The sequence below is a fragment of the Ralstonia mannitolilytica genome, assembly GCF_905397375.1.
GTDB classification, from domain to species: Bacteria; Pseudomonadota; Gammaproteobacteria; order Burkholderiales; family Burkholderiaceae; genus Ralstonia; species Ralstonia mannitolilytica.
Map to the genome: position 1 here is coordinate 39,312 of NZ_CAJPVG010000015.1, position 21,330 is coordinate 60,641.

At 65.1% G+C, this 21,330-nt stretch carries 18 protein-coding genes; 12 read left to right on the forward strand and 6 right to left on the reverse strand.

Annotated elements, in window-relative coordinates:
* The first annotated feature begins 15 nt into the window (after positions 1-15).
* A complete protein-coding gene (locus KHN96_RS20655) occupies positions 16-243 on the forward strand; it encodes a FixH family protein (protein WP_045786646.1) in 228 nt (75 codons plus the stop codon).
* A complete protein-coding gene (locus KHN96_RS20660) occupies positions 240-494 on the forward strand; it encodes a hypothetical protein (protein WP_045786647.1) in 255 nt (84 codons plus the stop codon). The genes KHN96_RS20655 and KHN96_RS20660 overlap by 4 nt, the downstream gene beginning before the upstream one ends.
* 24 nt (positions 495-518) lie before the next feature.
* Here the strand turns inward: KHN96_RS20660 and fnr are convergent, their stop codons facing one another.
* Complete coding sequence (gene fnr, locus KHN96_RS20665; protein ID WP_082062820.1) at positions 519-1,247, reverse strand: fumarate/nitrate reduction transcriptional regulator Fnr; 729 nt, start codon at positions 1,245-1,247, stop codon at positions 519-521.
* 183 nt (positions 1,248-1,430) lie between these two features.
* Between fnr and KHN96_RS20670 the strand changes: the two genes are divergently transcribed.
* The 8 genes from KHN96_RS20670 to truB all read left to right on the forward strand — a co-directional run bounded on the left by KHN96_RS20670 (position 1,431) and on the right by truB (position 11,953).
* Entirely contained in the window at positions 1,431-2,171 is a 741-nt protein-coding gene (locus KHN96_RS20670) for a sulfite exporter TauE/SafE family protein (RefSeq protein WP_045786649.1), read from the forward strand.
* Positions 2,172-2,668: 497 nt separating this feature from the next.
* Positions 2,669-3,541, forward strand: a complete 873-nt coding sequence (gene scpB / locus KHN96_RS20675) for an SMC-Scp complex subunit ScpB (RefSeq protein WP_045787840.1) — start codon at positions 2,669-2,671, stop codon at positions 3,539-3,541.
* Positions 3,542-3,631: 90 nt separating this feature from the next.
* A complete protein-coding gene (locus tag KHN96_RS20680; RefSeq protein WP_045786650.1) occupies positions 3,632-5,383 on the forward strand; it encodes a pseudouridine synthase in 1,752 nt (583 codons plus the stop codon).
* 211 nt (positions 5,384-5,594) lie between these two features.
* Positions 5,595-6,083, forward strand: a complete 489-nt coding sequence (rimP, locus tag KHN96_RS20685) for a ribosome maturation factor RimP (RefSeq protein WP_045786651.1) — start codon at positions 5,595-5,597, stop codon at positions 6,081-6,083.
* Positions 6,080-7,555 carry a transcription termination factor NusA gene (gene nusA / locus KHN96_RS20690; RefSeq protein ID WP_045786652.1) on the forward strand — a complete coding sequence of 492 codons (1,476 nt, stop codon included), beginning with the start codon at positions 6,080-6,082 and terminating at the stop codon, positions 7,553-7,555. Before rimP ends, nusA begins: the two co-directional genes overlap by 4 nt.
* 62 nt (positions 7,556-7,617) lie before the next feature.
* Positions 7,618-10,506, forward strand: a complete 2,889-nt coding sequence (gene infB / locus KHN96_RS20695) for a translation initiation factor IF-2 (protein ID WP_062737536.1) — start codon at positions 7,618-7,620, stop codon at positions 10,504-10,506.
* Positions 10,507-10,634: 128 nt separating this feature from the next.
* Positions 10,635-11,006 carry a 30S ribosome-binding factor RbfA gene (rbfA, locus tag KHN96_RS20700; protein WP_045786654.1) on the forward strand — a complete coding sequence of 124 codons (372 nt, stop codon included), beginning with the start codon at positions 10,635-10,637 and terminating at the stop codon, positions 11,004-11,006.
* Between the two features lie 2 nt (positions 11,007-11,008).
* Positions 11,009-11,953, forward strand: coding sequence for a tRNA pseudouridine(55) synthase TruB (gene truB / locus KHN96_RS20705; protein WP_045787841.1), 945 nt, complete (start codon positions 11,009-11,011; stop codon positions 11,951-11,953).
* A 62-nt stretch (positions 11,954-12,015) separates the two neighbouring features.
* Here the strand turns inward: truB and KHN96_RS20710 are convergent, their stop codons facing one another.
* Genes KHN96_RS20710 through KHN96_RS20725 form a run of 4 tightly spaced genes read right to left on the reverse strand, consistent with a single transcriptional unit; the run spans position 12,016 to position 16,909 of the window.
* Positions 12,016-13,572, reverse strand: coding sequence for a DHA2 family efflux MFS transporter permease subunit (locus KHN96_RS20710; protein WP_045786655.1), 1,557 nt, complete (start codon positions 13,570-13,572; stop codon positions 12,016-12,018).
* A 3-nt stretch (positions 13,573-13,575) separates the two neighbouring features.
* Positions 13,576-14,838: an HlyD/EmrA/EmrK family protein gene (locus KHN96_RS20715; protein ID WP_045786656.1), complete on the reverse strand. Its 1,263-nt coding sequence runs from the start codon at positions 14,836-14,838 to the stop codon at positions 13,576-13,578.
* Positions 14,839-14,887: 49 nt separating this feature from the next.
* A complete protein-coding gene (locus KHN96_RS20720; protein WP_062737537.1) occupies positions 14,888-16,399 on the reverse strand; it encodes an efflux transporter outer membrane subunit in 1,512 nt (503 codons plus the stop codon).
* Positions 16,400-16,459: 60 nt separating this feature from the next.
* Positions 16,460-16,909: a MarR family winged helix-turn-helix transcriptional regulator gene (locus KHN96_RS20725; RefSeq protein WP_045787842.1), complete on the reverse strand. Its 450-nt coding sequence runs from the start codon at positions 16,907-16,909 to the stop codon at positions 16,460-16,462.
* 311 nt (positions 16,910-17,220) lie between these two features.
* Between KHN96_RS20725 and typA the strand changes: the two genes are divergently transcribed.
* Positions 17,221-19,041, forward strand: a complete 1,821-nt coding sequence (typA, locus tag KHN96_RS20730) for a translational GTPase TypA (protein WP_045786658.1) — start codon at positions 17,221-17,223, stop codon at positions 19,039-19,041.
* 56 nt (positions 19,042-19,097) lie between these two features.
* On the opposite strand, the gene KHN96_RS20735 is transcribed toward typA, so the two are convergent.
* The gene (locus KHN96_RS20735; protein ID WP_062737538.1) at positions 19,098-20,012 is read right to left on the reverse strand and encodes a sterol desaturase family protein; all 915 of its coding nucleotides are present in this window, start codon (positions 20,010-20,012) and stop codon (positions 19,098-19,100) included.
* 148 nt (positions 20,013-20,160) lie between these two features.
* Here KHN96_RS20735 and KHN96_RS20740 point away from each other — a divergent pair, with 148 nt between their 5' ends.
* Positions 20,161-21,270 carry an enoyl-CoA hydratase/isomerase family protein gene (locus KHN96_RS20740; protein WP_115043957.1) on the forward strand — a complete coding sequence of 370 codons (1,110 nt, stop codon included), beginning with the start codon at positions 20,161-20,163 and terminating at the stop codon, positions 21,268-21,270.
* Positions 21,271-21,330 lie beyond the last annotated feature (60 nt).

Sequence of the window (21,330 nt, forward strand, 5' to 3'; positions counted from 1 at the left end):
CAACAGGAGGCAACGATGCATGCAACGCAATCTTCCTCGTCCGCCCGGCCGTGGTGGCGCGAACCCTGGCCGTGGCTCCTGATGGCCGGCCCGTTCGTTGCCATGATCGGCTGCGGCGTGACCATCTGGCTGGCGGCATCGCACCCGGATGCGGTGATCCACGACAACGTGGTGCGACGCGGGCTCGTCGTCGAAAAGCCTGTCGCGGTGCCGGTCCATGACGTTCGCGGAGGCGCTCGATGAAGCGTCGGCTGCTGATGTGGATCCTGTGGCCGGCGTTCCTGTGCGCCGCGCTGGCCGAGTTGGTCGTGTTCGCGGTCGTGAACCCGGCCGACCTGAGCTTCTTTGGCGAGCAGATCACGGTATCAGACGAGGCCGTTTATACCGTGTCGTTCTTCGTGTTCTGGCTGTTGTGCGGATTGTCGAGCGCGCTCACGCTGTACGTGTCGCCGGGCATCGGCAAACTCGAAGCGCATGAACACCCGCTCGTGTAAGAGGGGCGGGCGGTGAGTGGCAGCTTAGGCAGCCTGGCCGCTCATCACCTGGCGCAGGCCTGCCAGGTCGATCAGCTTGACGTGGCGTTGGCGGATCTGGATGAGCCCGGCCTCGGCAAAGCGCGAGAACAGCCGGCTCACGGTTTCGAGCTTCAGGCCCAGATAGCTGCCCAACTCTTCGCGGCTCATGCGCAGCACAAACTCGGTCGAAGAATAACCGCGCTGCGCCGAGCGCTTGGAAAGGTTCAGCAGGAACGCCGCCAGCCGTTCTTCCGCGCGCATGGAACCGAGTGTCAGCAGCATCAGGTGATCCTGCGAAATCTCCTTGCTCATGATGCGCAGGAACTGATGCTGCAGCGAGGGCAGTCGGCGCGAGAGCTGTTGCAGGTCGTCGTAACGCACGACGCACACTTCGGTGTCTTCGAGTGCCGTGGCGTCCGATACGTGCCGCATCTCGCCAATGCCGTCCAGCCCGACGATCTCGCCCGGCAGATGGAAACCGGTGATCTGGTGCCGCCCGTCTTCGAGCGTCACATGCGTCTTGAGCGTGCCGAAACGGATGCCATACACCGCTTCGAGCGGCTCGCCGAGCGCGTAGAGCGTCTGTCCTTTCTTGATGCGGATGCGCTCTTCGACGAGTTCGTCCATTTTGCGCACGTCATCCGAGCTCATTCCCACCGGCAGGCAGATTTGCCCGAGAACGCAGGTGGAACAACGCGAGGCTTGGTCGGAGAGGGCGATTCGTGTGAGCACAGGGCGCAGTGATTGTGATTATCAGGAGGTCGGGATGAGTAATGCGTTTGGCGCAACTGGCGCCCATTATAGCGGCGGCCTCCCCGTTATCGGGCAGCTCCCATTCCGTAAAGCGCACGATTTGCCGCGGATTTGTCGCGGTAAAACACCAACCTTGCGCCATATCAAAATTACCTCAGAAAAATGACGGCGGCTGTCCTCACGAGTGTCTTCCTGATTGCGCTGCTGGGCGGCGTGCATTGCGTGGCGATGTGCGGTGGTATCGCGCTGGCCGCAGAGCGTGGCGTGGTGGTGCGCGTGGTCTCGCGCCGCCGCCTGTGGTTTGAGCAGGCAGTCATGCATGCCGGACGATTGACCATGTACGGCGTGCTCGGTGCGGCCATGGGAGCGATGGGTGCAACGGTCTGGCGCCAGCAGTGGCTGCCCATTCAGCGCGGTCTGTTTGCGTTCGCCAGCGCATTGCTGCTTGCCTACGGGTTGCTGCTGCTTGTGCGATCGGGCGGGGATGCGTGGCGCAGTTCGCGGCTCGAGCGCGTGCTCGGCCGGCTGACCGGCAGCGTATCTGGCGTGGCTGCAGCTTTGGGTGCCAAGCTGCGCGGGCAACCGCCGCTCGTGCAGCGCTACGTCACCGGCCTGGCATGGGGCCTCGTGCCCTGCGGCATGGTGTACGGCACATTGGCTGTAGCGTTGTTGGCTGGCAACGCGGCGTCGGGCGCGATCGTCATGCTCGCCTTTGGTGCCGGCACACTGCCCAACCTGCTGTTGATGTCGGGCGTGGCGGGCTGGGCACGCGAGTTCTCACGCAGGCGCTGGGCGCGCCGCCTGGCCGCCGCCGCCATTGCCGCATTTGGCCTCGCGGGGCTTGCGCGTGCGATGTGGCTGCCCGAGATGCTTTCTTCACACGGCTTTTGTCTTGTGCTGTAGCCGTTTGAAGCACGGGCCAACCGCCATCCGGCGCAGGGGATGGGCGCTCAAGATCTTCCTGGTTGCGGCGCCGCGCGAAATTGCCCTACAATCGACAACAGTTCGACTCGCCAGCCGCGCACATCAACAATGCCAAGCGCGGCGCCCAGCGATGCCATCCAGCGCAAAGGCCGCGAGAGGCCGCCCTGGACAGTCGATTCGGGCAAGCCGCCATTCTTCGTTGGCGGCCGCCCGGCGCAGTATCCGCCCCTCGCGGCGGCGGAAGAAATTGCCCTTGTGGTGCCTGACCGGCACCGGATCAACTCGCTCCTCCGGCCCTATTTTGCGGGCACAGCCACTGCGTTTCGGTGCAAGGCCCAATGGCGTCATTGGCCCTCGCGCGCCGGGCCCGGGTGGGCAACAGCATTCAGAAATGCCGCGTGCTTCGCGGTGGGACGACAAACCTCAAGCGTGACGGCAACCGGCCGCGCGCGAGCAATGACGAGCCGCTCAACCCGATGAATACCCAAGAGGCGAAGATCGTCCTCGAGACCGCGCTGATCTGCGCGCAGGACCCGTTGCGAGTCAATGACTTGCGCAAGCTCTTCGACGAGGACGTCTCGGCAGACACGATCCGCGTGCTTCTCGAAGAACTGCGACAGGACTGGCTGAATCGCGGTGTGGAGCTCGTTGCGCTGGCCTCCGGCTGGCGCCTGCAGAGCCGCCCCGAGATGCGCGTGTACCTTGATCGCCTGCATCCGGAAAAGCCGCCCAAGTATTCGCGTGCAGTGATGGAAACGCTGGCGATCATCGCTTACCGCCAGCCCGTTACCAGGGGGGACATCGAAGATATCCGCGGCGTGACGGTCAACACGCAGGTCATCAAGCAGATCGAAGACCGCGGCTGGATCGAGGTGATCGGCCATCGTGACGTGCCTGGCCGTCCGGCGCTGTACGCAACCACCAAGCAATTCCTCGACGACCTGGGCCTGCGTTCGCTCGACGAGCTGCCGCCGCTCGAAGATGCGCGTGCCCAGGCGCAAGCCAGTCTGCTGGAGCAAGGCGCCATCGAGTTCGACGGTGGCGCGGGCGGCGCGGCTGCAGTGGACGAGCTGACGGCGCTCGTCAACGGGGCGCCGGATGACGGCGCCGCCAACGCGGGCCCGGCGGTCGAGGCCATCGAGGCGGCCGAATCGTCGGGCGTGGCCGAGGCGGAACAGGCCGTCGCCGAAGCGGTGCCCGAAGCGCAGGCAGAAGCGGAGGCCGCCCATGTGGCCATGCCGGCCGACGCCGCAGCGCAACCTGAGCCGGAAGTCGATGAAGACACGCCGGTCGACGAACACAAGGCAATGGCGGAGGCACCTTCGGCCCCCGCCAACGAACACTCTTAATGCCGCGCCAGCCGCTCAGTCGGCGCGTGGCCTGAACCCCCAAATTTGAAAGACGTTGTGAGCACCGAGCCAGATTCCATGGATACACGTATGCCGGCCGACGCCGACGCGCAGCCGCCCCGACAAGAAGGCAGCGACGGCGCCGAATCGTCCGCGCCTCGTCGCAAGGGACTGCGCCGCGGTCTGCGCAACCTTGTCGCTTCGCGACGCCAGCAGCAGGACAGCCGCCCGGAAGGTGAGGGGGCGGATGCTGCCGCTGCGCCCGATGCCGACCAGTCGGCGCAGCCGCGCAAGAGCCGCGCGCCGCGCACGCGGAAACCCAAGGAAGCCCCCGCTGAGGTGGCGGCAGCAGAGGGCGCTGCGCAGCCCGAGCCTGCGTCAGCCGAGGGCCAGGACGAGCGCAGGGGCCCGCGGGGCCGCTTCGGCAAGAACCGCCGTCGCCAGAACGATGGCCAGCAAGGCGCCGAGCGTACCGAGGGCGCGGCTGGCAAGAACGCGGGCGGCCGCGCCAAGGGGCAAAACCGCAGCGGCAAGCCGCAGGGCAAGGCTGGAGCGCAGAACCAGAACCGCGGCGGCAAGGGCCCCAAGGGTGTCAAGGGCGCCGAGGATGTCTTCCAGTATGTCATTTCGGGCGCGTATGACTCCGAGACCGACGCGGGCGGCAATCCGCAGCCGCCGAAGGTCCGGGAGCTCACCGCCGAGGACGACGCCCCCAAGCTGCACAAGATCCTGGCGGATGCCGGCCTGGGCTCGCGCCGCGACATGGAAGACCTGATCCTGCAGGGCCGTGTTTCCGTGAACGGGCTTCCAGCGCACATCGGTCAGCGTATCCTTCCGACCGATCAGGTGCGGGTCAACGGCAAGCTCATCCAGCGCAAGCTGCCCAACAAGCCGCCGCGCGTGCTGCTGTACCACAAGCCGGCCGGCGAAATCGTCAGCCAGTCCGATCCGGAAGGCCGTCCGACCGTGTTCGACGCGCTGCCGCGCATGAAGACCGGCAAGTGGGTCGCCGTTGGTCGCCTGGATTTCAACACCGAAGGGCTGCTGATCTTCACCACCTCCGGCGATATTGCGAACCGTTTCATGCACCCGCGGTACGGCGTCGAGCGCGAATACGCGGTGCGCACGCTTGGTGAGCTGACGGAAACCGACCGCCAGAAATTGCTTCACGGCATCCAGCTGCAGGACGGCGAAGCGAACTTCCTGCGCTGTGTTGACGGCGGCGGCGAGGGTGTCAACCACTGGTATCACGTCGCCTTGACCGAAGGCCGCAACCGCGAAGTGCGGCGCATGTTCGAGGCGGTCAACCTGACGGTGTCGCGGCTGATCCGCACGCGCTACGGCAGCTTCGTGCTGCCGCGCGGCCTCAAGCGGGGACGCTGGCAGGAGGTGCCGGCCGAGGACGTGCGTACGCTGATGAGCACGCTAGGCATGAAGGTGCCCGCGGCCGGCTCCGGTGAGCAGAACCGCCAGGGCAATCGTCGCCGCCAGCCGGCGCCCGTGCTGATGGGGCCGATGTCTTCCGGCTTCACCGGCGAAGCGAACTTCCAGTCGCGCGGCCTCGGGATCGAGAACGGCAACCGCGCGCTGCCGCCGCAACGCCGGCAGTCCAGCCCCCGGCAGCCTGATCCGATGCAGACCTCGATGGGCTACATCAACGTGGGCGGCCCCACCACGCTGACTGCGCGCACCCGCATGGGCGGCCGCCCGGACGGGCGCGGCCCAGGCGGGGCGATGCGAGACGGAAACCGCGTGCCAGGCAACAAGCGCCCGGGCGGAAAAGGCGGCGGCATGCCGAACGGCAACAAGGCTCGCGGCGGCAAACGTGGCGGCAAGCGCTGAGATGGCGTTGAAGGGCGTTGTGTGCGGAATTCGCCACGGCGCCCGCCCGAGCAGCCATGGTGGGCAACTTTTGCGTTTTGCCACAAGACGCAGTACAATGCGAGTCTAATCAAAGGTCATCCTGCAGAAGATGGGCGAATGATATGGGCGTTGCGCCCATTTTTTTTTGCTTCGGCAGGTTGGCAATACCGGGACATTCTTCAGGAAAAACGTGCATCTGACTGATCTGATTGAGAAAACCCTCGCCGCCATGGGTTATGAACTGGTGGAAGTGGAACGCGCGCCGGCAGGGTTGCTGCGTGTGTATATCGATCAGGCGGAACGCGGCATCGTCATTGAAGATTGCGAAAAAGTGAGCCATCAGCTCACGCGTGTGTTCGAAGTTGAAAATGTCAACTACGAGCGGCTCGAAGTGTCCTCGCCGGGGCTGGACCGCCCGCTGCGCACACTGGCCGACTTCACGCGTTTCGCAGGCCTCGAGGCCAAGGTGACGCTGCGCCTGCCGGTGGGTGGGCAGAAGAATTTCACGGGAATCGTTCAGGCTCCGACGGGAGAGCCCGGCCAGGAACGGATCGGCCTCGAATTCGAGGGCAAGGATGGCCCGGCGCTGCTGGAATTCACGCTGTCGGAACTCGACCGCGCCCGGCTCGTGCCCGTGCTGGACTTCAAAGGAAATCGAAACAAAGGGAACAAGCAATGAGCCGCGAAGTTCTGTTGCTCGTCGATGCGCTTGCGCGCGAAAAGAACGTCGACAAGGATGTGGTGTTCGGGGCGCTGGAAGCTGCACTGGCTTCGGCGACCAAGAAGCGCTTTGAAGAAGACGTGGATGTGCGCGTGGCGATCGACCGTGAGTCGGGCGAACACGAAACCTTCCGCCGCTGGCTCGTCGTTCCCGACGATGCTGGGCTGCAGGAGCCGGACAAGCAGATCCTGCTGTTCGAAGCCCGGGAGCAGGACCCGGATATCAATGTCGACGACTTCATCGAAGAGCAGATCGAGTCGGTGGAGTTCGGCCGCATTGGCGCCCAGGCGGCAAAGCAGGTGATCCTGCAGCGCATCCGCGATGCGGAGCGCGAGCAGATCCTGAACGACTACCTGGATCGCGGCGAGAAGATCATGACCGGCACCATCAAGCGTGCCGACAAGAAGGGCCTGATCGTCGAATCCGGCCGCGTCGAAGCGCTGCTGACGCGCGACCAGATGATCCCGAAGGAAAATCTGCGCACCGGCGACCGCGTGCGTGCCTACATCCTGAACGTCGACCGCAGCGCACGCGGCCCTCAGATCGAGCTCTCGCGCACGTGCCCCGAGTTCCTCATCAAGCTCTTCGAGAACGAAGTGCCTGAAATGGAACAGGGCCTGCTCGAGATCAAGGCCGCTGCGCGTGACCCGGGCGTGCGTGCGAAAATCGCGGTCGTCGCGCACGACAAGCGCATCGACCCGATCGGCACCTGCGTCGGTGTGCGCGGTACGCGCGTGACGGCTGTGCGCAATGAAGTCGGCGGCGAGGCTGTGGACATCGTCCTGTGGTCGGAAGACCCGGCGCAGTTCGTGATCGGTGCGCTGGCGCCGGCGCAGGTGCAGTCCATCGTCGTTGACGAAGAAAAGCACAGCATGGACGTGGTGGTCGACGAGGAAAACCTCGCAGTGGCCATTGGCCGCAGTGGCCAGAACGTTCGCCTGGCGTCCGAGCTGACCGGCTGGCAGATCAACATCATGACGCCGGCCGAATCGGCACAGAAGCAGGCCGAGGAAAGCTCCGTGGTCCGCAAGCTGTTCATGGACAAGCTCGACGTGGACGAGGAAGTGGCCGACATCCTGATCGAAGAGGGCTTCAGCTCGCTCGAGGAAGTTGCCTACGTGCCGCTGCAGGAAATGCTGGAAATCGAAGCGTTCGACGAAGACACCGTCAACGAGCTGCGCAACCGCGCCCGTGACGTGCTGTTGACGATGGAGCTGGCGAAGGAAGAAAAGGTCGAGAAGGTGTCGCAAGACCTGCGCGACCTCGAGGGGCTGACCCCGGAGCTGATCGGCAAGCTGGCCGAGGGGAACATCCAGACGCGTGACGACTTGGCCGAGCTGGCCGTAGACGAACTGGTCGAAATGACCGGCGTCAACGAAGAACAGGCCAAGGCGCTGATCATGAAGGCGCGTGAACACTGGTTTTCGTGAGCCGCATAAACGTTGATCGTTCTATCGCATCCTCACTGAAACCAAGCATCGAAAGGGTTTGAATGGCAAGCACAACAGTTGCCCAACTCGCTGGCGAATTGAACCGTAGCGCTTCGGCGCTGCTGGAACAATTGCAGGCCGCGGGCGTGCAAAAGGCGACGCCGGAAGACGTCATCACCGAATCGGACAAGACCCGTCTGCTCGACTATCTCAAGCGAGCACACGGCAGCGCCGAGGATGGCGCGCGCAAGAAGATCACGATCACGAAACGCGAAACCAGCGAGATCCGCCAGGCGGATGCCACCGGCAAGACGCGCACCGTGCAAGTGGAAGTCAAGAAGAAGCGCGTGCTCGTCAAGCGTGATGAGCCGACTTCGGCGGCCGCGGACGCGGAAGCCGCACCGGCTGCTCCGGTGGTCGATGCTGAAGAGATGGCGCGCCGCGAGGAAGAACAACGCCGTCAGGCCGAGTTGCTGGCCCGCCAGGAAGCCGAGCTCAAGGCGCGCCAGGAAGCGATGGAGCGCGAAGAGGCCGAGCGTCGCGCGCGCCAGGAAGCTGCCGAAGCGGAGCAGAAGCGCCAGGCTGAACTCGCCGCCAAGAAGGCGGAGGAAGAAGCTGCAGCCGCCCGCGCCGCAGCCGAAGCGTCGGACGAAGCCCCGCGCCGCAAGGCCGAGGAGGACGCCGCACGTCTGGCGAGCGAGCGCGAAGCCGCGCAGAAGGCCGCCGACGAGGCCCGCGTGGCCGCCGACAAGATCAAGGCTGAAGAGGACGCTGCACGCAAGCGCCGCGAAGCTGCCGAGGCCGAGGCGCGCGCCATCCGCGAAATGATGAACGCGCCGGCGCGCGTGCTGAAGACGCCTGCCGAGCGCAAGGCCGAAGAAACGAAGAAGGCCGAGCAATCGGGCACGCTCCACAAGCCGGTTAAGCCGGCGGGCGAAGCGCGCACCGCTCCCGCTGCCAAGAAGGCTGCTGCACCGGTATCTACACCTGCGGCCGCACCGTCCGGCGACAAGAAGGGTGGCCGCGGCAAGTCGGGTTGGCAGGAAGATTCCCGCGGTGGCAAGCGCGGCGGTCTGAAGACGCGCGGCGACACCGGCGGTGGTGTGGACGGCTGGCGTGCGGGTTCCAAGGGTGGCCGCAACCGTCACGGCGACGACAATCGCAACGCCTTCCAGGCGCCGACGGAACCGGTGGTGCGCGAAGTGCACGTGCCGGAAACCATCTCCGTGGCCGATCTGGCGCACAAGATGTCGGTGAAGGCCGCCGAGGTCATCAAACAGATGATGAAGCTCGGCCAGATGGTCACGATCAACCAGGTCCTGGACCAGGAGACCGCGATGATCGTGGTCGAGGAAATGGGCCATCAGGCGGTTGCTGCCAAGCTGGACGACCCCGAAGCACTGCTGATCGAGGGCGCTGAGGAGCAGACGAATGCCGAGGCGCAGACCCGTCCGCCGGTCGTGACCGTGATGGGCCACGTCGACCACGGCAAGACCTCGCTGCTCGACTACATCCGCCGCGCCAAGGTGGCGGCGGGCGAAGCCGGTGGCATCACGCAGCATATCGGCGCGTACCACGTCGAAACGCCGCGCGGCGTCATCACCTTCCTCGACACCCCGGGTCACGAGGCCTTCACGGCCATGCGTGCACGCGGTGCCAAGGCGACCGACATCGTGATTCTGGTCGTGGCTGCCGACGACGGCGTCATGCCTCAGACGAAGGAAGCCATTTCCCACGCGAAGGCCGCTGGCGTGCCGATCGTGGTGGCGATCACCAAGGTGGACAAGCCCGAAGCGAACCCGGACCGCGTCAAGCAGGAACTGGTTGCCGAGAGCGTGATTCCGGAAGAGTACGGCGGTGACTCGCCGTTCGTGGCGGTGTCGGCCAAGACTGGCCAAGGCATCGACGACCTGCTGGAAAACGTGCTGCTGCAGGCCGAAGTGCTGGAATTGAAGGCGCCGGTGGATGCTCCGGCCAAGGGCCTGGTGGTCGAAGCCCAGCTCGACAAGGGCAAGGGCCCGATCGCGACCGTGCTGGTGCAGAGCGGCACGCTCAAGCGGGGCGACGTCGTATTGGCGGGCACGGCCTATGGCCGCGTGCGTGCGATGCTTGACGAGAACGGCAAGCCGGCCAAGGAAGCCGGTCCGTCGATCCCGGTGGAGATCCAGGGCCTGTCGGAAGTGCCGGGTGCCGGCGAAGAAGTGCTGGTGCTGCCGGACGAACGCAAGGCACGCGAAATCGCACTGTTCCGCCAGGGCAAGTTCCGCGACGTGAAGCTGGCGCGCCAGCAGGCTGCCAAGCTGGAAAACATGCTGGAGCAGATGAGCGAAGGCGACGTGAAGACGCTTGCGCTGATCATCAAGGCCGACGTGCAGGGTTCGCAGGAAGCACTGGTGCATTCGCTGCAGAAGCTGTCGACCGACGAAGTGCGTGTGCAGGTCGTGCACGCCGGCGTGGGCGGCATCAGCGAATCCGACGTCAACCTGGCAACCGCGTCGAAGGCCGTCATCATCGGCTTCAACACGCGCGCCGATGCGGGTGCACGCAAGCTGGCCGAGCATCAGGGCATCGACATTCGCTACTACAACATCATCTATGACGCTGTGGATGAGGTGAAGGCGGCCATGTCGGGCATGCTCTCGCCGGAGAAGAAGGAAGAAACGACGGGCCTCGTCGAGGTGCGCCAAGTCTTCCATGTGCCGAAGGTCGGTGCGGTGGCCGGCTGTATGGTGCTCGATGGCATCGTCAAGCGCAGCTCGCTGGTGCGTGTGCTGCGCGACAACGTGGTCATCTTCTCGGGCGAGCTCGATTCGCTCAAGCGCTTCAAGGACGACGTGAAGGAAGTGAAGGCCGGTTTTGAATGCGGTCTGTCGATCAAGAACTTCAACGACGTCAAGGAAGGCGATCAGCTCGAGATCTACGAGATCACCGAGGTGGCGCGTACGCTGTAATGCAGTGGCCGGGCGCTATGGCGTCCGGCACGAATTTGCGACGGTGGCCGGGCGCGTCCCGCGCCACCGTTTTGTTTTTTGGGGCGGGCTGACCATGATGCCGGCACGCTCATGTGAGGAACCACACTATGCCGAAGAAATCCGGGTCGGCCTCGGGCCGCAATGTGCGCATCGCAGACCAGATCCAGCGCGATCTGGCCGAACTGATCCAGCGCGAAATCAAGAACCCCGCGATGGGCCTGGTGACGCTGCAGTCGGTGACGCTCACGCCGGACTACGCGCACGCCAAGGTCTATTTCACGGTGCTGGGCGCCGAACCCGAGGCCGCCGCCGCCATCCTGAACGAGAAGGCCGGTTATCTGCACTCGCTGCTGTTCAAGCGTCTGCACATCCACACGGTGCCGACGCTGCATTTCCACTTTGACGGCTCGGTGGAGCGCGGGATCGAGATGTCGCGCCTGATCGACGAGGCCAACGCCACGCGAGCCAAAGACGACTGATGATGGCTGAGCAACCCGCGCCCAAGCCGGTGAAGCCGCCGCGCCGCGACGTGCATGGCGTGCTCCTGTTGGACAAGCCGATCGGCTGGTCGAGCAACGATGCGCTCGTGCGCGCCAAGCGTCTGCTGTGGGCCAAGAAGGCCGGGCATACCGGAACGCTGGACCCGCTCGCCACGGGCCTGCTACCGCTGTGCTTTGGCGAGGCGACGAAGTTTTCCCAGGATCTGCTCGAAGCCGACAAGACGTATGAAACCATCGTGCGGCTCGGCATCAGGACAAGCACCGCTGACGCGGAAGGCGAGGTGCTGAGTGAGCGCCCGGTATCGGTCACGCCAGAGCAATTGCAGGCGGCCGTCGCCGGTTTTGTCGGTGAGATCGACCAGGTGCCGCCGATGCACTCTGCCTTGAAGAAAGACGGTAAGCCGCTGTACGAATACGCCCGTGCCGGCCAGACCGTGGACCGCGCCGCGCGCCGGGTGACGATTCATGCCATCGATGTGCTCGCAACGGACCTGGAGGCCGCAGAGCCGACGGTCACCTTGCGCGTGTCGTGCAGCAAGGGCACCTATATCCGCACACTCGGCGAAGACATTGGTGAGGCGCTGGGCTGCGGCGCGCACCTCGTTGCGTTGCGCCGTACGCGGGTAGGCGAGCTGACGCTAGACGGTGCGGTGAGGCTGGAAGCGCTGGACGCTGCCACGGAGGACGCCCGCATCGCCTTGTTGGCGCCGGTGGACGCGTTGCTGCAAACGCTGCCCCGCCTGGAACTCGATGCTGAGCAGAGCCGCCGTTTTCTGCATGGCCAGCGCCTGCCCTTGCACTTGACGTTGCCGAACGCCGATCACGTCCGCGTCTATGGCGTACGCGATGGCGCGGTTGCATCGCTGCTCGGTGTGGCGGTGTGGCGCGGCGGGGTGTTGCGCCCTGAACGCCTGGTGCACCTCTGAGCGAATCCGGACAAAAAAACCACGCGTTGCTGCGTGGCTTTTTTGTTGACGCGATGGCCGCCTCAGTGTGCCCCGGCCGCAGCCTCTGCCCCGCCCGCCGACTTCGCCGGCTTCGTCAGCCAGATGAAGACGATCAGCACGATGAACAGCACCGCCGAGATCCAGAAGATATCGTTGGCGCCGAGCATCGCGGCCTGTTGCGAGATCACCCGCTCGATCACGCCGTTGGCCTGCAGGTTCGGCATGCCCAGTTGCGTGTACTGGTTGATCGACGAAGCATAGGCAGGGTTGTACGGATTCGCATGTTCGACCAGCTGCGCGTGGTGCAGGGCAGACCGGTTGTCCCACACCGTGGTCGAGACCGACGCGCCGATACCGCCAAACATGATCCGCACGAAGTTCGACAGGCCCGATGCAGCCGGAATCCGCTCGGGTGGCAGGCCCGAGAGGATGATCGACGTGAGCGGGATGAAGAACATCGCCATGGCCGCGCCCTGGATGAGCGTCGGAATCATCAGCGTCCAGGTGTCGACCTGCGTCGTGAAGTGCGAGCGCATCCAGAACACGAGCGCGAAGGTCATGAACGCGGTGGTTGCCACCCAGCGGGCGTCCATCTTCGGCAGGTTCTTGCCGATCACGGGCGAGAGGATGATGGCGAAGATGCCCACCGGGGCCATGATCAGACCCGCGTCCGTCGCGGTGTAGCCGACGATGGTCTGCAGCCACAGCGGCAGGATCACCAAGTTGCCGAAGAACAGCCCGTACGCCACGGAGATCGCCACCACTCCGGCGCTGAAGTTGCGGCCCTTGAACAACGTCAGGTCCACCACCGGATGATCTTCGGTCAGCTCCCAGACGAGGAAGAACGCGAAGCCTACGACCGCGATGACCGTTAGCAGCACGATCTCCGTCGAGTTGAACCAGTCCAGCTCTTTGCCGCGATCAAGCATCAGTTGCAGCGAGCCCACCCACAGCACGAGCAGCGCGAGACCGATCTTGTCGATCGGCAGGGAACGCGTGGGCGATTCGCGGTCCTTGTAGATGACCCAGGTCGCATAGGCGGCCAGAATCCCCACGGGGATGTTGATGTAGAAGATCCACGGCCACGTCATGTTGTCGGAGATCCAGCCGCCGAAGATCGGCCCCATGATTGGCGCAACGAGTGTGGTCATGCCCCACAGCGCCAGCGCCATGGAGCTTTTCGCGGGCGGATACGTCGACAGCAGCAGCGATTGCGACAGCGGAATCATCGGGCCGGCCACTGCGCCCTGGATGATCCGGGCGGCAATCAGCATGCCCATGTTGGGCGCCAAACCGCACGCCCACGACGACAGTACGAACAGGATGATCGACGTGACGAACAGGCGCACCTGCCCGAAACGCTGCGTCAGCCACCCCGTGAGCGGCACCGAGATGGCGTTGGCCACCGCGAACGAGGTGATGACCCACGTGCCCTGGTTCGGAGCCACGCCGAGGTCGCCTGAGATGGCCGGGATCGACACGTTGGCGATGGACGAGTCCAGCACGTTCATGAATGTCGCCAGTGACAGCGCCACCGTACCGATCGCCAGTTTGGCGCCGGTCAGTGGCGGTAGCGGCTTGGGCGCGGCGGTTGCCATGCGTCAGACCTTGGGTGCGGGTTGCGAAGTGCGTGATGCGGCGGCCGGTGCGGTGCTTGCCGCGCCGCGGCCGGCGTTGGCGGCGATGATGCTGGCGATGACCTGGTCGGCTTCCTTGCCGGCTTGGTCGTACACCGTCGTTTGCAGCGGAGAGGCCGTCGCCGCGGTAGCCAGTGCCTGGCCGCCTTCGTCGTGGATATCGACCTTGGCTTCCATCGACAGGCCCACGCGCAGCGGATGCTCTTTCAGTTCCTTCGGATCGAGCGACACGCGCACCGGCAGGCGTTGCACCACCTTGATCCAGTTGCCCGTGGCGTTCTGTGCCGGCAGCAGTGAGAACGCCGAGCCCGTGCCGGCCGAGAAGCCGACCACCTTGCCGTGGTACGTCACGCTGCTGCCATACACGTCGGCCACCAGTTCCACCGGCTGGCCCACGCGCATGTGGCGCACCTGCACTTCCTTGAAGTTCGCGTCCACCCACAACTGGTCCAGCGGCACGATCGCCATCAGCGGCGTGCCCGGCGCGACGCGCTGGCCGACCTGCACCGAGCGCTTGGCCACATAGCCCGTCACCGAGGCGGGCAGGCTCGTCCGCGCATACGCGAGGTAGGCCTCGCGCACCTTGGCTGCGGCCTGCAGCACGTTCGGGTGACGCTCCAGCGTGGTCTGCTCGGTCAGCACGCGGTTGCCCTGCAGCTGCTCCTTGGCGGCTTCGAGCGCAGCCTGCGCAGCCTGCACGGCGGTTTGCGCGTGCGAGATCTCTTCTTGCGAGACCGCGCCCGTGCCGGCGATTTGCTTGCGGCGTGCCAGGTCATCCTTGGCCTTGGCGAGGTCGCTTTCGCGCATGGCGAGCGTGGCGGTGTAGGCGCTGGTGTTCGAATACAGCGTGCGCACCTGGCGCACCGTCTGCGCAAGCGCGGCTTCGGCCTGCTCCAGGGCGACGCGTGCGTCCGCGCGGTCCAGTTCGATCAGCGGCTGGCCGGCGGTCACGAGTTGCGTGTCGTCGGCGCGGATGGCCACCACGGTGCCCGCCACTTGCGGAGTCACTTGGACCACGTTGCCTTGCACGTACGCATCGTCGGTCGACTCGAACCAGCGGCCGTAGAGGCCCCAGTAGAGACCGTAGCCGACACCGGCCACCACCAGTGCGGCGGCCAGCGTGGTCAGCATGCGCTTGCGTTTTCCGTTGCCATTGCCGTTCGGGGCGGCCGCCGGCGTCGGCGCGGGGGCAGCGGACGGGGCGGCTTGGGGCTTGTTGTCACTCATGATGTTGGCTCGAAAGAATGCGTTGGAACGTTGGGTTCTGGAATCCGGGTCAGCTGTTCGACGTGGCCTGTGCACGCTTCGCGCCAGGCAGTTCTTCGGCGGTATAGCCGCCGCCCAGGGCCTTGATCAGGGCCATCTGTGCGTCCAGGCGGCGCGCCTGCAGGTCGGTCGCGAGCTTGCGCTGCTGCAGCACGGTCGTCTCCGCGTTGAGCACGGTCAGCTGCGTGCCGAGGCCTGCGCTGTAGCGCGTGCGTGCGAGGCTGTAGGCACGTTCTGCCTCACTGAGCGCCGTGCGCTGGATGGCGATCTGCGAGTCCAGGCTGTGCAGCGCCGTGATCTGGTCGGCCGTGTCGTGCAGGGCTTCGGTCAGCGTCTGGTTGTAGCTCGCGACCGCCGCGTCATAGCTGGCGTACTTGCCGCGCAGGTTCGCGCGCAGCTTGCCGCCCTGGAAGATCGGCAGCTTCAGCGCCGGGCCGATGCCGAGTTGACGCGACGCGCCGAGCAGCAGGTTTTCGGGCGCGATGGATGCAAGTCCGAGGAACGCCGTCAGGCTGATGTCCGGCAGGAACTCCGCCTTGGCCACGTCGATGTCCTTGGACGCCGCCTCGACGCGCCAGCGCGCGGCCACGAGATCCGGGCGGCGGCCGATGAGGTCGATGGTCAGGTTGTCCGGCAGCCGCGGCGTGGGTTGCGCCAGCAGTGTCGGGCGCGTGATCGACTGGCCGCGGTCGGGGCCCTTGCCCAGGAGCGCGGCCAGCTGGTTGCGCGCCAGCGTGATCTGTTCGTCGACCTGCTCGAGTTCGGTCTGCGCCGCTGCAACGTTGGCGCGGGCCTGCGTCGTTTCGACCTGTGTATCGAGGCCCGCACGCAGGCGCTGGCCGGCCAGCGAGGTCAGGTCCTTACGCTGGGCGATGGTGCGTTCGGCCACGTCGCGCTGTGCATAGAGCGCAGCCAGCTTGGCGTAGGTGCGCGCAACGGTGGTGGACAGCATCAGCCGCGCAGCCTGGCTTTCGGCCTCCATCGCTTTGTCGTCGGACAGGGCGGCTTCCAGCGCGGAACGGTTCTTGCCCCAGAAGTCGAGGTCGTAGCTCACACCGAGCTGGATCTTCGATTCCGTGAACCAGCGGCCGGCCAGCGGCGTGCCTTCGAACATGTCGTACTCCGACAGGCGCTGGCGCGTGGATTCCGCCTCGAGGCCCACGCTCGGGTACAGGTTGCCGCGCACCACGTCGGCCATGCCGCGCGAGGCGTGCACGCGGGCGAAGGCCACTTGCAGGTTCGGGTTGTCCTTGATCGCCTCGTCCACCAACGCGCGCAGTTGCGGGTCATTGAACTGGTCCACCCAGTTCACCGACGGCCATTGGCCGCCCTGCGACGGAAGTGTCCGGGTGCTGGCCAGTTGCCCGGGGGAGGTCAGGGTCTGCGTGCTGTGCGAATTGCCGAGATTGGCGCAGCCGGCCAGCACGGCCACTGCGATGGCGGAAAGCGCCACAGCCATGCTGCACGCAGGCCGACGGCCTGGGAGCGGAGGTGCCTGGGTGGCGGAGGTCGAGGCGTTCATGTTGGTTGATAGGTCAAGCGATCGGGAGAGACGAAAACGTGGGCATCCGGATTCCAGACGTCAGTGTTGGCTGGCGCGCGAGCGGCTGCCTTCGGCGCCGGCGCCGTTATCGAGGATGCGCTTGAGCAGCGTGCGCAGCGTGTCCACGTCGCCCTGCGTGAATCCGGCAAAGAACCGGTTCAACACATGCGTATAGATGGCCGGCATGCGGTCGGCCAGCTCACGCCCTGCCTCGGTCACTTCCAGGTGAACCACGCGGCGGTCGGACTCGCTGCGCACGCGCTCGATCAGGCCGCGCTTTTCCATGCGGCTGAGCATGCGGGTGAGCGAGCCGATGTCGGTGTTCAGTTCGCGGCCCAGATCGGTGGCCGTCTGGCAGCGCCCGTTGGCTAGCAGCACCAGGCAGCTGGCCTGCGAGTGCGTGACGTCCATCTGCGCGACTTCCTGTTCGATCGCCATGGAGAGTGCCGTCTTGGCACGCCCGACGAGGTAGCCCACGCTTTCGCACATGCGGTAGTCCTCCACGCGGAACAGGGCTCCAGCGGCAGGGGTTTCGGTGGTGCGGCTTGTCTGTTCGGACATCTTATGTATGTGCAATCATTGTCGGGACAAATATACGAATCGATGCAGCAAACAGCAAGGTACTGAATGTGCGATTTCAGTTTTGGAAATAATAAGTGAGCGAAACGTCTCTCGAGCAACATCGGCTCATAGATTCATCAGGGGGTGTCACGTCTTGCGCATTGCAGCATGCTAGAATGTCAGGTTATTCCGCGAGCGAATTTCCGGGCTCGCGCCACGTCTTTTCGAGTTCACATCCCATGCGCGCGCTTCGCAACATCGCCATCATTGCCCACGTTGACCACGGCAAAACCACGCTGGTCGACCAGCTCCTCCGCCAGTCCGGTACGTTCCGCGAGAACGAGCAGATCGCCGAGCGCGTGATGGACTCCAACGACATCGAAAAAGAGCGCGGCATCACGATCCTGGCCAAGAACTGCGCGGTCGAGTACAACGGCACGCACATCAACATCGTCGACACCCCGGGCCACGCGGACTTCGGTGGCGAGGTCGAGCGCGTGCTGTCGATGGTCGATGGCGTGCTGCTGCTGGTCGACGCCGTGGAGGGGCCGATGCCGCAGACGCGTTTCGTGACGCGCAAGGCCCTGGCCCTGGGCCTGAAGCCGATCGTCGTGATCAACAAGGTCGACCGCCCGGGCGCGCGTCCGGAGTGGGTCATCAACCAGACCTTCGACCTGTTCGACAAGCTCGGCGCGAACGACGACCAGCTCGACTTCCCGGTCGTGTACGCCTCGGGCCTGAACGGCTATGCCGGCCTGACCGAAGACGTGCGCAGCGGCGACATGAAGCCGCTGTTCGAGACCATCCTCGAGAAGGTGCCGCAGCGCGACGACGATCCGAACGGCCCGTTCCAGCTGCAGATCATCTCGCTCGATTATTCGAGCTATGTCGGCAAGATCGGCGTGGGCCGCATCACGCGCGGCCGCGTGCGCCCGCTGCAGGATGTGGTGGTCAAGTTCGGCCCGGAAGGTGCGCCGATCAAGGGCCGCATCAACCAGGTGCTGAAGTTCCGTGGCCTGGAGCGCGAGATCGTGCCTGAAGCCGAAGCCGGCGACATCGTGCTGATCAACGGCATTGAAGACATCGGGATCGGCTGCACGGTGTGCGCACCCGAAGCACCGGACGCGCTGCCGATGCTGAAGGTAGACGAGCCGACCCTCACGATGAATTTCTGCGTGAACACCTCGCCGCTGGCCGGCCGCGAAGGCAAGTTCGTGACGAGCCGCCAGTTGCGCGATCGTCTGGAGCGCGAACTCAAGTCCAACGTCGCGCTGCGCGTGAAGGAGACGGGCGACGACACGGTCTTCGAAGTGTCCGGCCGTGGCGAACTGCACCTGACCATCCTGCTGGAAAACATGCGTCGCGAGGGCTACGAGCTTGCCGTGTCGCGCCCGCGCGTGGTGTTCAAGGAAATCGACGGTGTGAAGTGCGAGCCGTTCGAGCTGCTGACCGTGGACGTCGAAGACGCGCACCAGGGCGGCGTGATGGAAGAGCTCGGTCGACGCAAGGGCGAAATGCTGAACATGGAATCCGACGGCAAGGGCCGCACGCGCCTGGAATACCGCATTCCGGCACGCGGCCTGATCGGGTTCCAGGGCGAATTCCTGACGCTTACGCGCGGCACCGGCCTGATGAGCCACATCTTTGACGAGTACGCACCGGTCCGCGAAGGCGGCGTCGGCGAGCGCCACAACGGTGTGCTGATCTCGCAGGACGACGGTGCTGCGGTGGCGTACGCACTGTGGAAGCTGCAGGACCGCGGCCGCATGTTCGTGTCGCCCGGCGACGCGTTGTACGAAGGCATGATCATCGGTATCCACAGCCGCGACAACGACCTCGTCGTCAACCCGATCAAGGGCAAGCAGCTGACCAACGTGCGCGCCTCTGGCACTGACGAAGCCGTGCGCCTGGTGCCACCGATCCAGATGTCACTGGAATACGCGGTCGAATTCATCGCCGACGACGAGCTGGTCGAGATCACGCCGAAGAGCATCCGCCTGCGCAAGCGCCACCTGAAGGAGCATGAGCGCAAGCGTGCTGCGCGCGAAGAAGCGGCCTGATCGTCAGTCGATCTGGCAAGAAAAACGCCCCGGAGCCCGGGGCGTTTTTTATTGCGCTAGGAATGCGAATCGGCGGTCGGCAATATCGCCGTGGGCTGGCTGCGCGGGCTGCGCCACTCGGGCGGCTTCCACAGGTAGCGGATGTCCCGGTCGCGGAACACATCGGCCCACATGTCGCGCCACTCGTGAAAGGTCAGGGTGATCGGGTTGTGCGTATGGACCTGTCGGGTAATGCCGAAGGCGGGCGGCTCTTCCTCTGGGACGAAGCTGCCGAACATGCGGTCCCAGATCGTCAGCACGCCGGCGTAGTTGCGGTCGATGTACTGCGGGTTTTTGGCGTGGTGCACGCGATGCACCGACGGCGTATTGACGTACTGCCCCAGTCGGCGCCAGAAGCCGGCGTAGCGCGAATCAAGGGCGCCCAGCCGTGTATGCACGAAGAACTGGAACGCCAGGTTCAGCCCCACGGCGAGGATCACCCAATCGGGCGTGAAGCCGATCCATGCGAGCGGAATCCAGAACAGCCACATGCCTGAAATCGGATACGTCAGGCTCTGGCGGAATGCCGTCGAGAAGTTCATCCCTTCCGACGAGTGGTGCGTCACGTGCGAGGCCCACATCCATCGCACGCGGTGGCTCGCGCGGTGGAAGAAGTAGTACAGGAAATCCTGCAGCAGCAGAAGCAGCACGAACGACCACCACGTCTCGGGCACGGCGCGCAGGCCATGGCTGTAGGTCCACACATACACCGTCTTGATCATCAGCCACAGGAAAAACGCGTCAGACGCCTGGTGCATGAGCGCGAGGCTGGCGTTTGAAACGGTGTCCTTGAGGCTGTAGACGGACGGATCGCGCTTGCGCCAATACCACGCCTCCGCGCCGATGGTCAGCAGAAAGGCGGGGGCAAACGCCAGCAGGATCAGGCCGGGGTCGAAACCGGACGCGCCGGGGGCGCCATTGGCAGGGTTCATGGGATTGTTGTGATGTGTGTTGTCTCCAACCGGCAGGTATACGCCCAACAGATTCGTCGGAAAAGAGGGGCCGTTAGAGCGTTCCCTCGCAATCGGGCATGCTCGTGTACAGTGCGTCCCGTTATTCCCAAAACAGAACACGAGAGACATGGAATCCACCGTTTCCCAGGCGCCCCAGTCCGATGTGCAACCGAACGTGATCGCCGAAGTCCGCGGCGGCATCGGCTGGCTGACGCTGAACCGGCCGCAGGCGCTCAATGCGCTGTCGCTGGAGATGATCCGCGCGATGTCGCACGCGCTGCTGGCCTGGCAGCATGATCCCGAAGTCCATGCCGTCATCCTGCGCGGCGAGGGCGGCAAGGCGCTGTGCGCCGGGGGTGACATCCGCTTCTTCCACCGCGCCGCCACGGCCGGCGACCCCCAACTCGTCACCTTCTTTACCGAGGAATACCGCCTCAACCACCTCATCTTCCGCTATGCCAAGCCCTATATCGCGCTGATGGACGGCGTGGTGATGGGCGGCGGCATGGGCATCTCGCAGGGGGCCTCGCTGCGCGTGGTCACCGAGCGAACGAAGATGGCCATGCCGGAAACCAACATCGGGCTGTTCCCTGACGTGGGCGGCGGATGGTTCCTGGCGCGCGTGCCGGGCAGCGTGGGCGAATACCTGGGCGTGACGGGGCAGGTGATCCAGGCGTCGGATGCGCTGTCGGTCGGCTTGGCCGACTGCCACGTGCCGGCCGGGACGCTTGCGAGCGTCGTGCAGCGCCTGCGCGACGGCAACTGGACGAGCGCAGGCGAGGTCGCAGCGTGTTTTACCGACGTCGCCACCGAGGCGGACGTCGCCCACGCGGTCATCGTGCCCCATCGCGAAGCGATCGACACGTGTTTCAGCCAGGGCACCGTCAAAGCCATCCTGGCCGCGCTGGCCGCCAGCCCCGATGCTGAATGGGCTGCGAAGACGGCCGCCCACATGGCCAAGCGCTCGCCGCTGATGATGGCCGTGACACTGGAGTTGATCCGCCGGGGCCGCCATACCACGCTGGCCGACGAACTGCGCCGCGAGCTCGACATGATGACTCACGTGTTTGCCGAAGGCGATGGCGTGGAAGGCATCCGCGCGTTGGCCGTCGACAAGGACCACTCGCCCAAGTGGAAGCACGCCAGCATCGACAGCGTGCGCGACGACGAAGTCGCGGCGTTCTTCGTCTCGCCGTGGCGGCGCGAGGCGCATCCCTTGTTGGGGCTGTCGGACTAGAACCGGTAAACTGCGCGCCTGAGTTGAAACGCTGATCTTGTTGTGACTGCTGAACGCCCT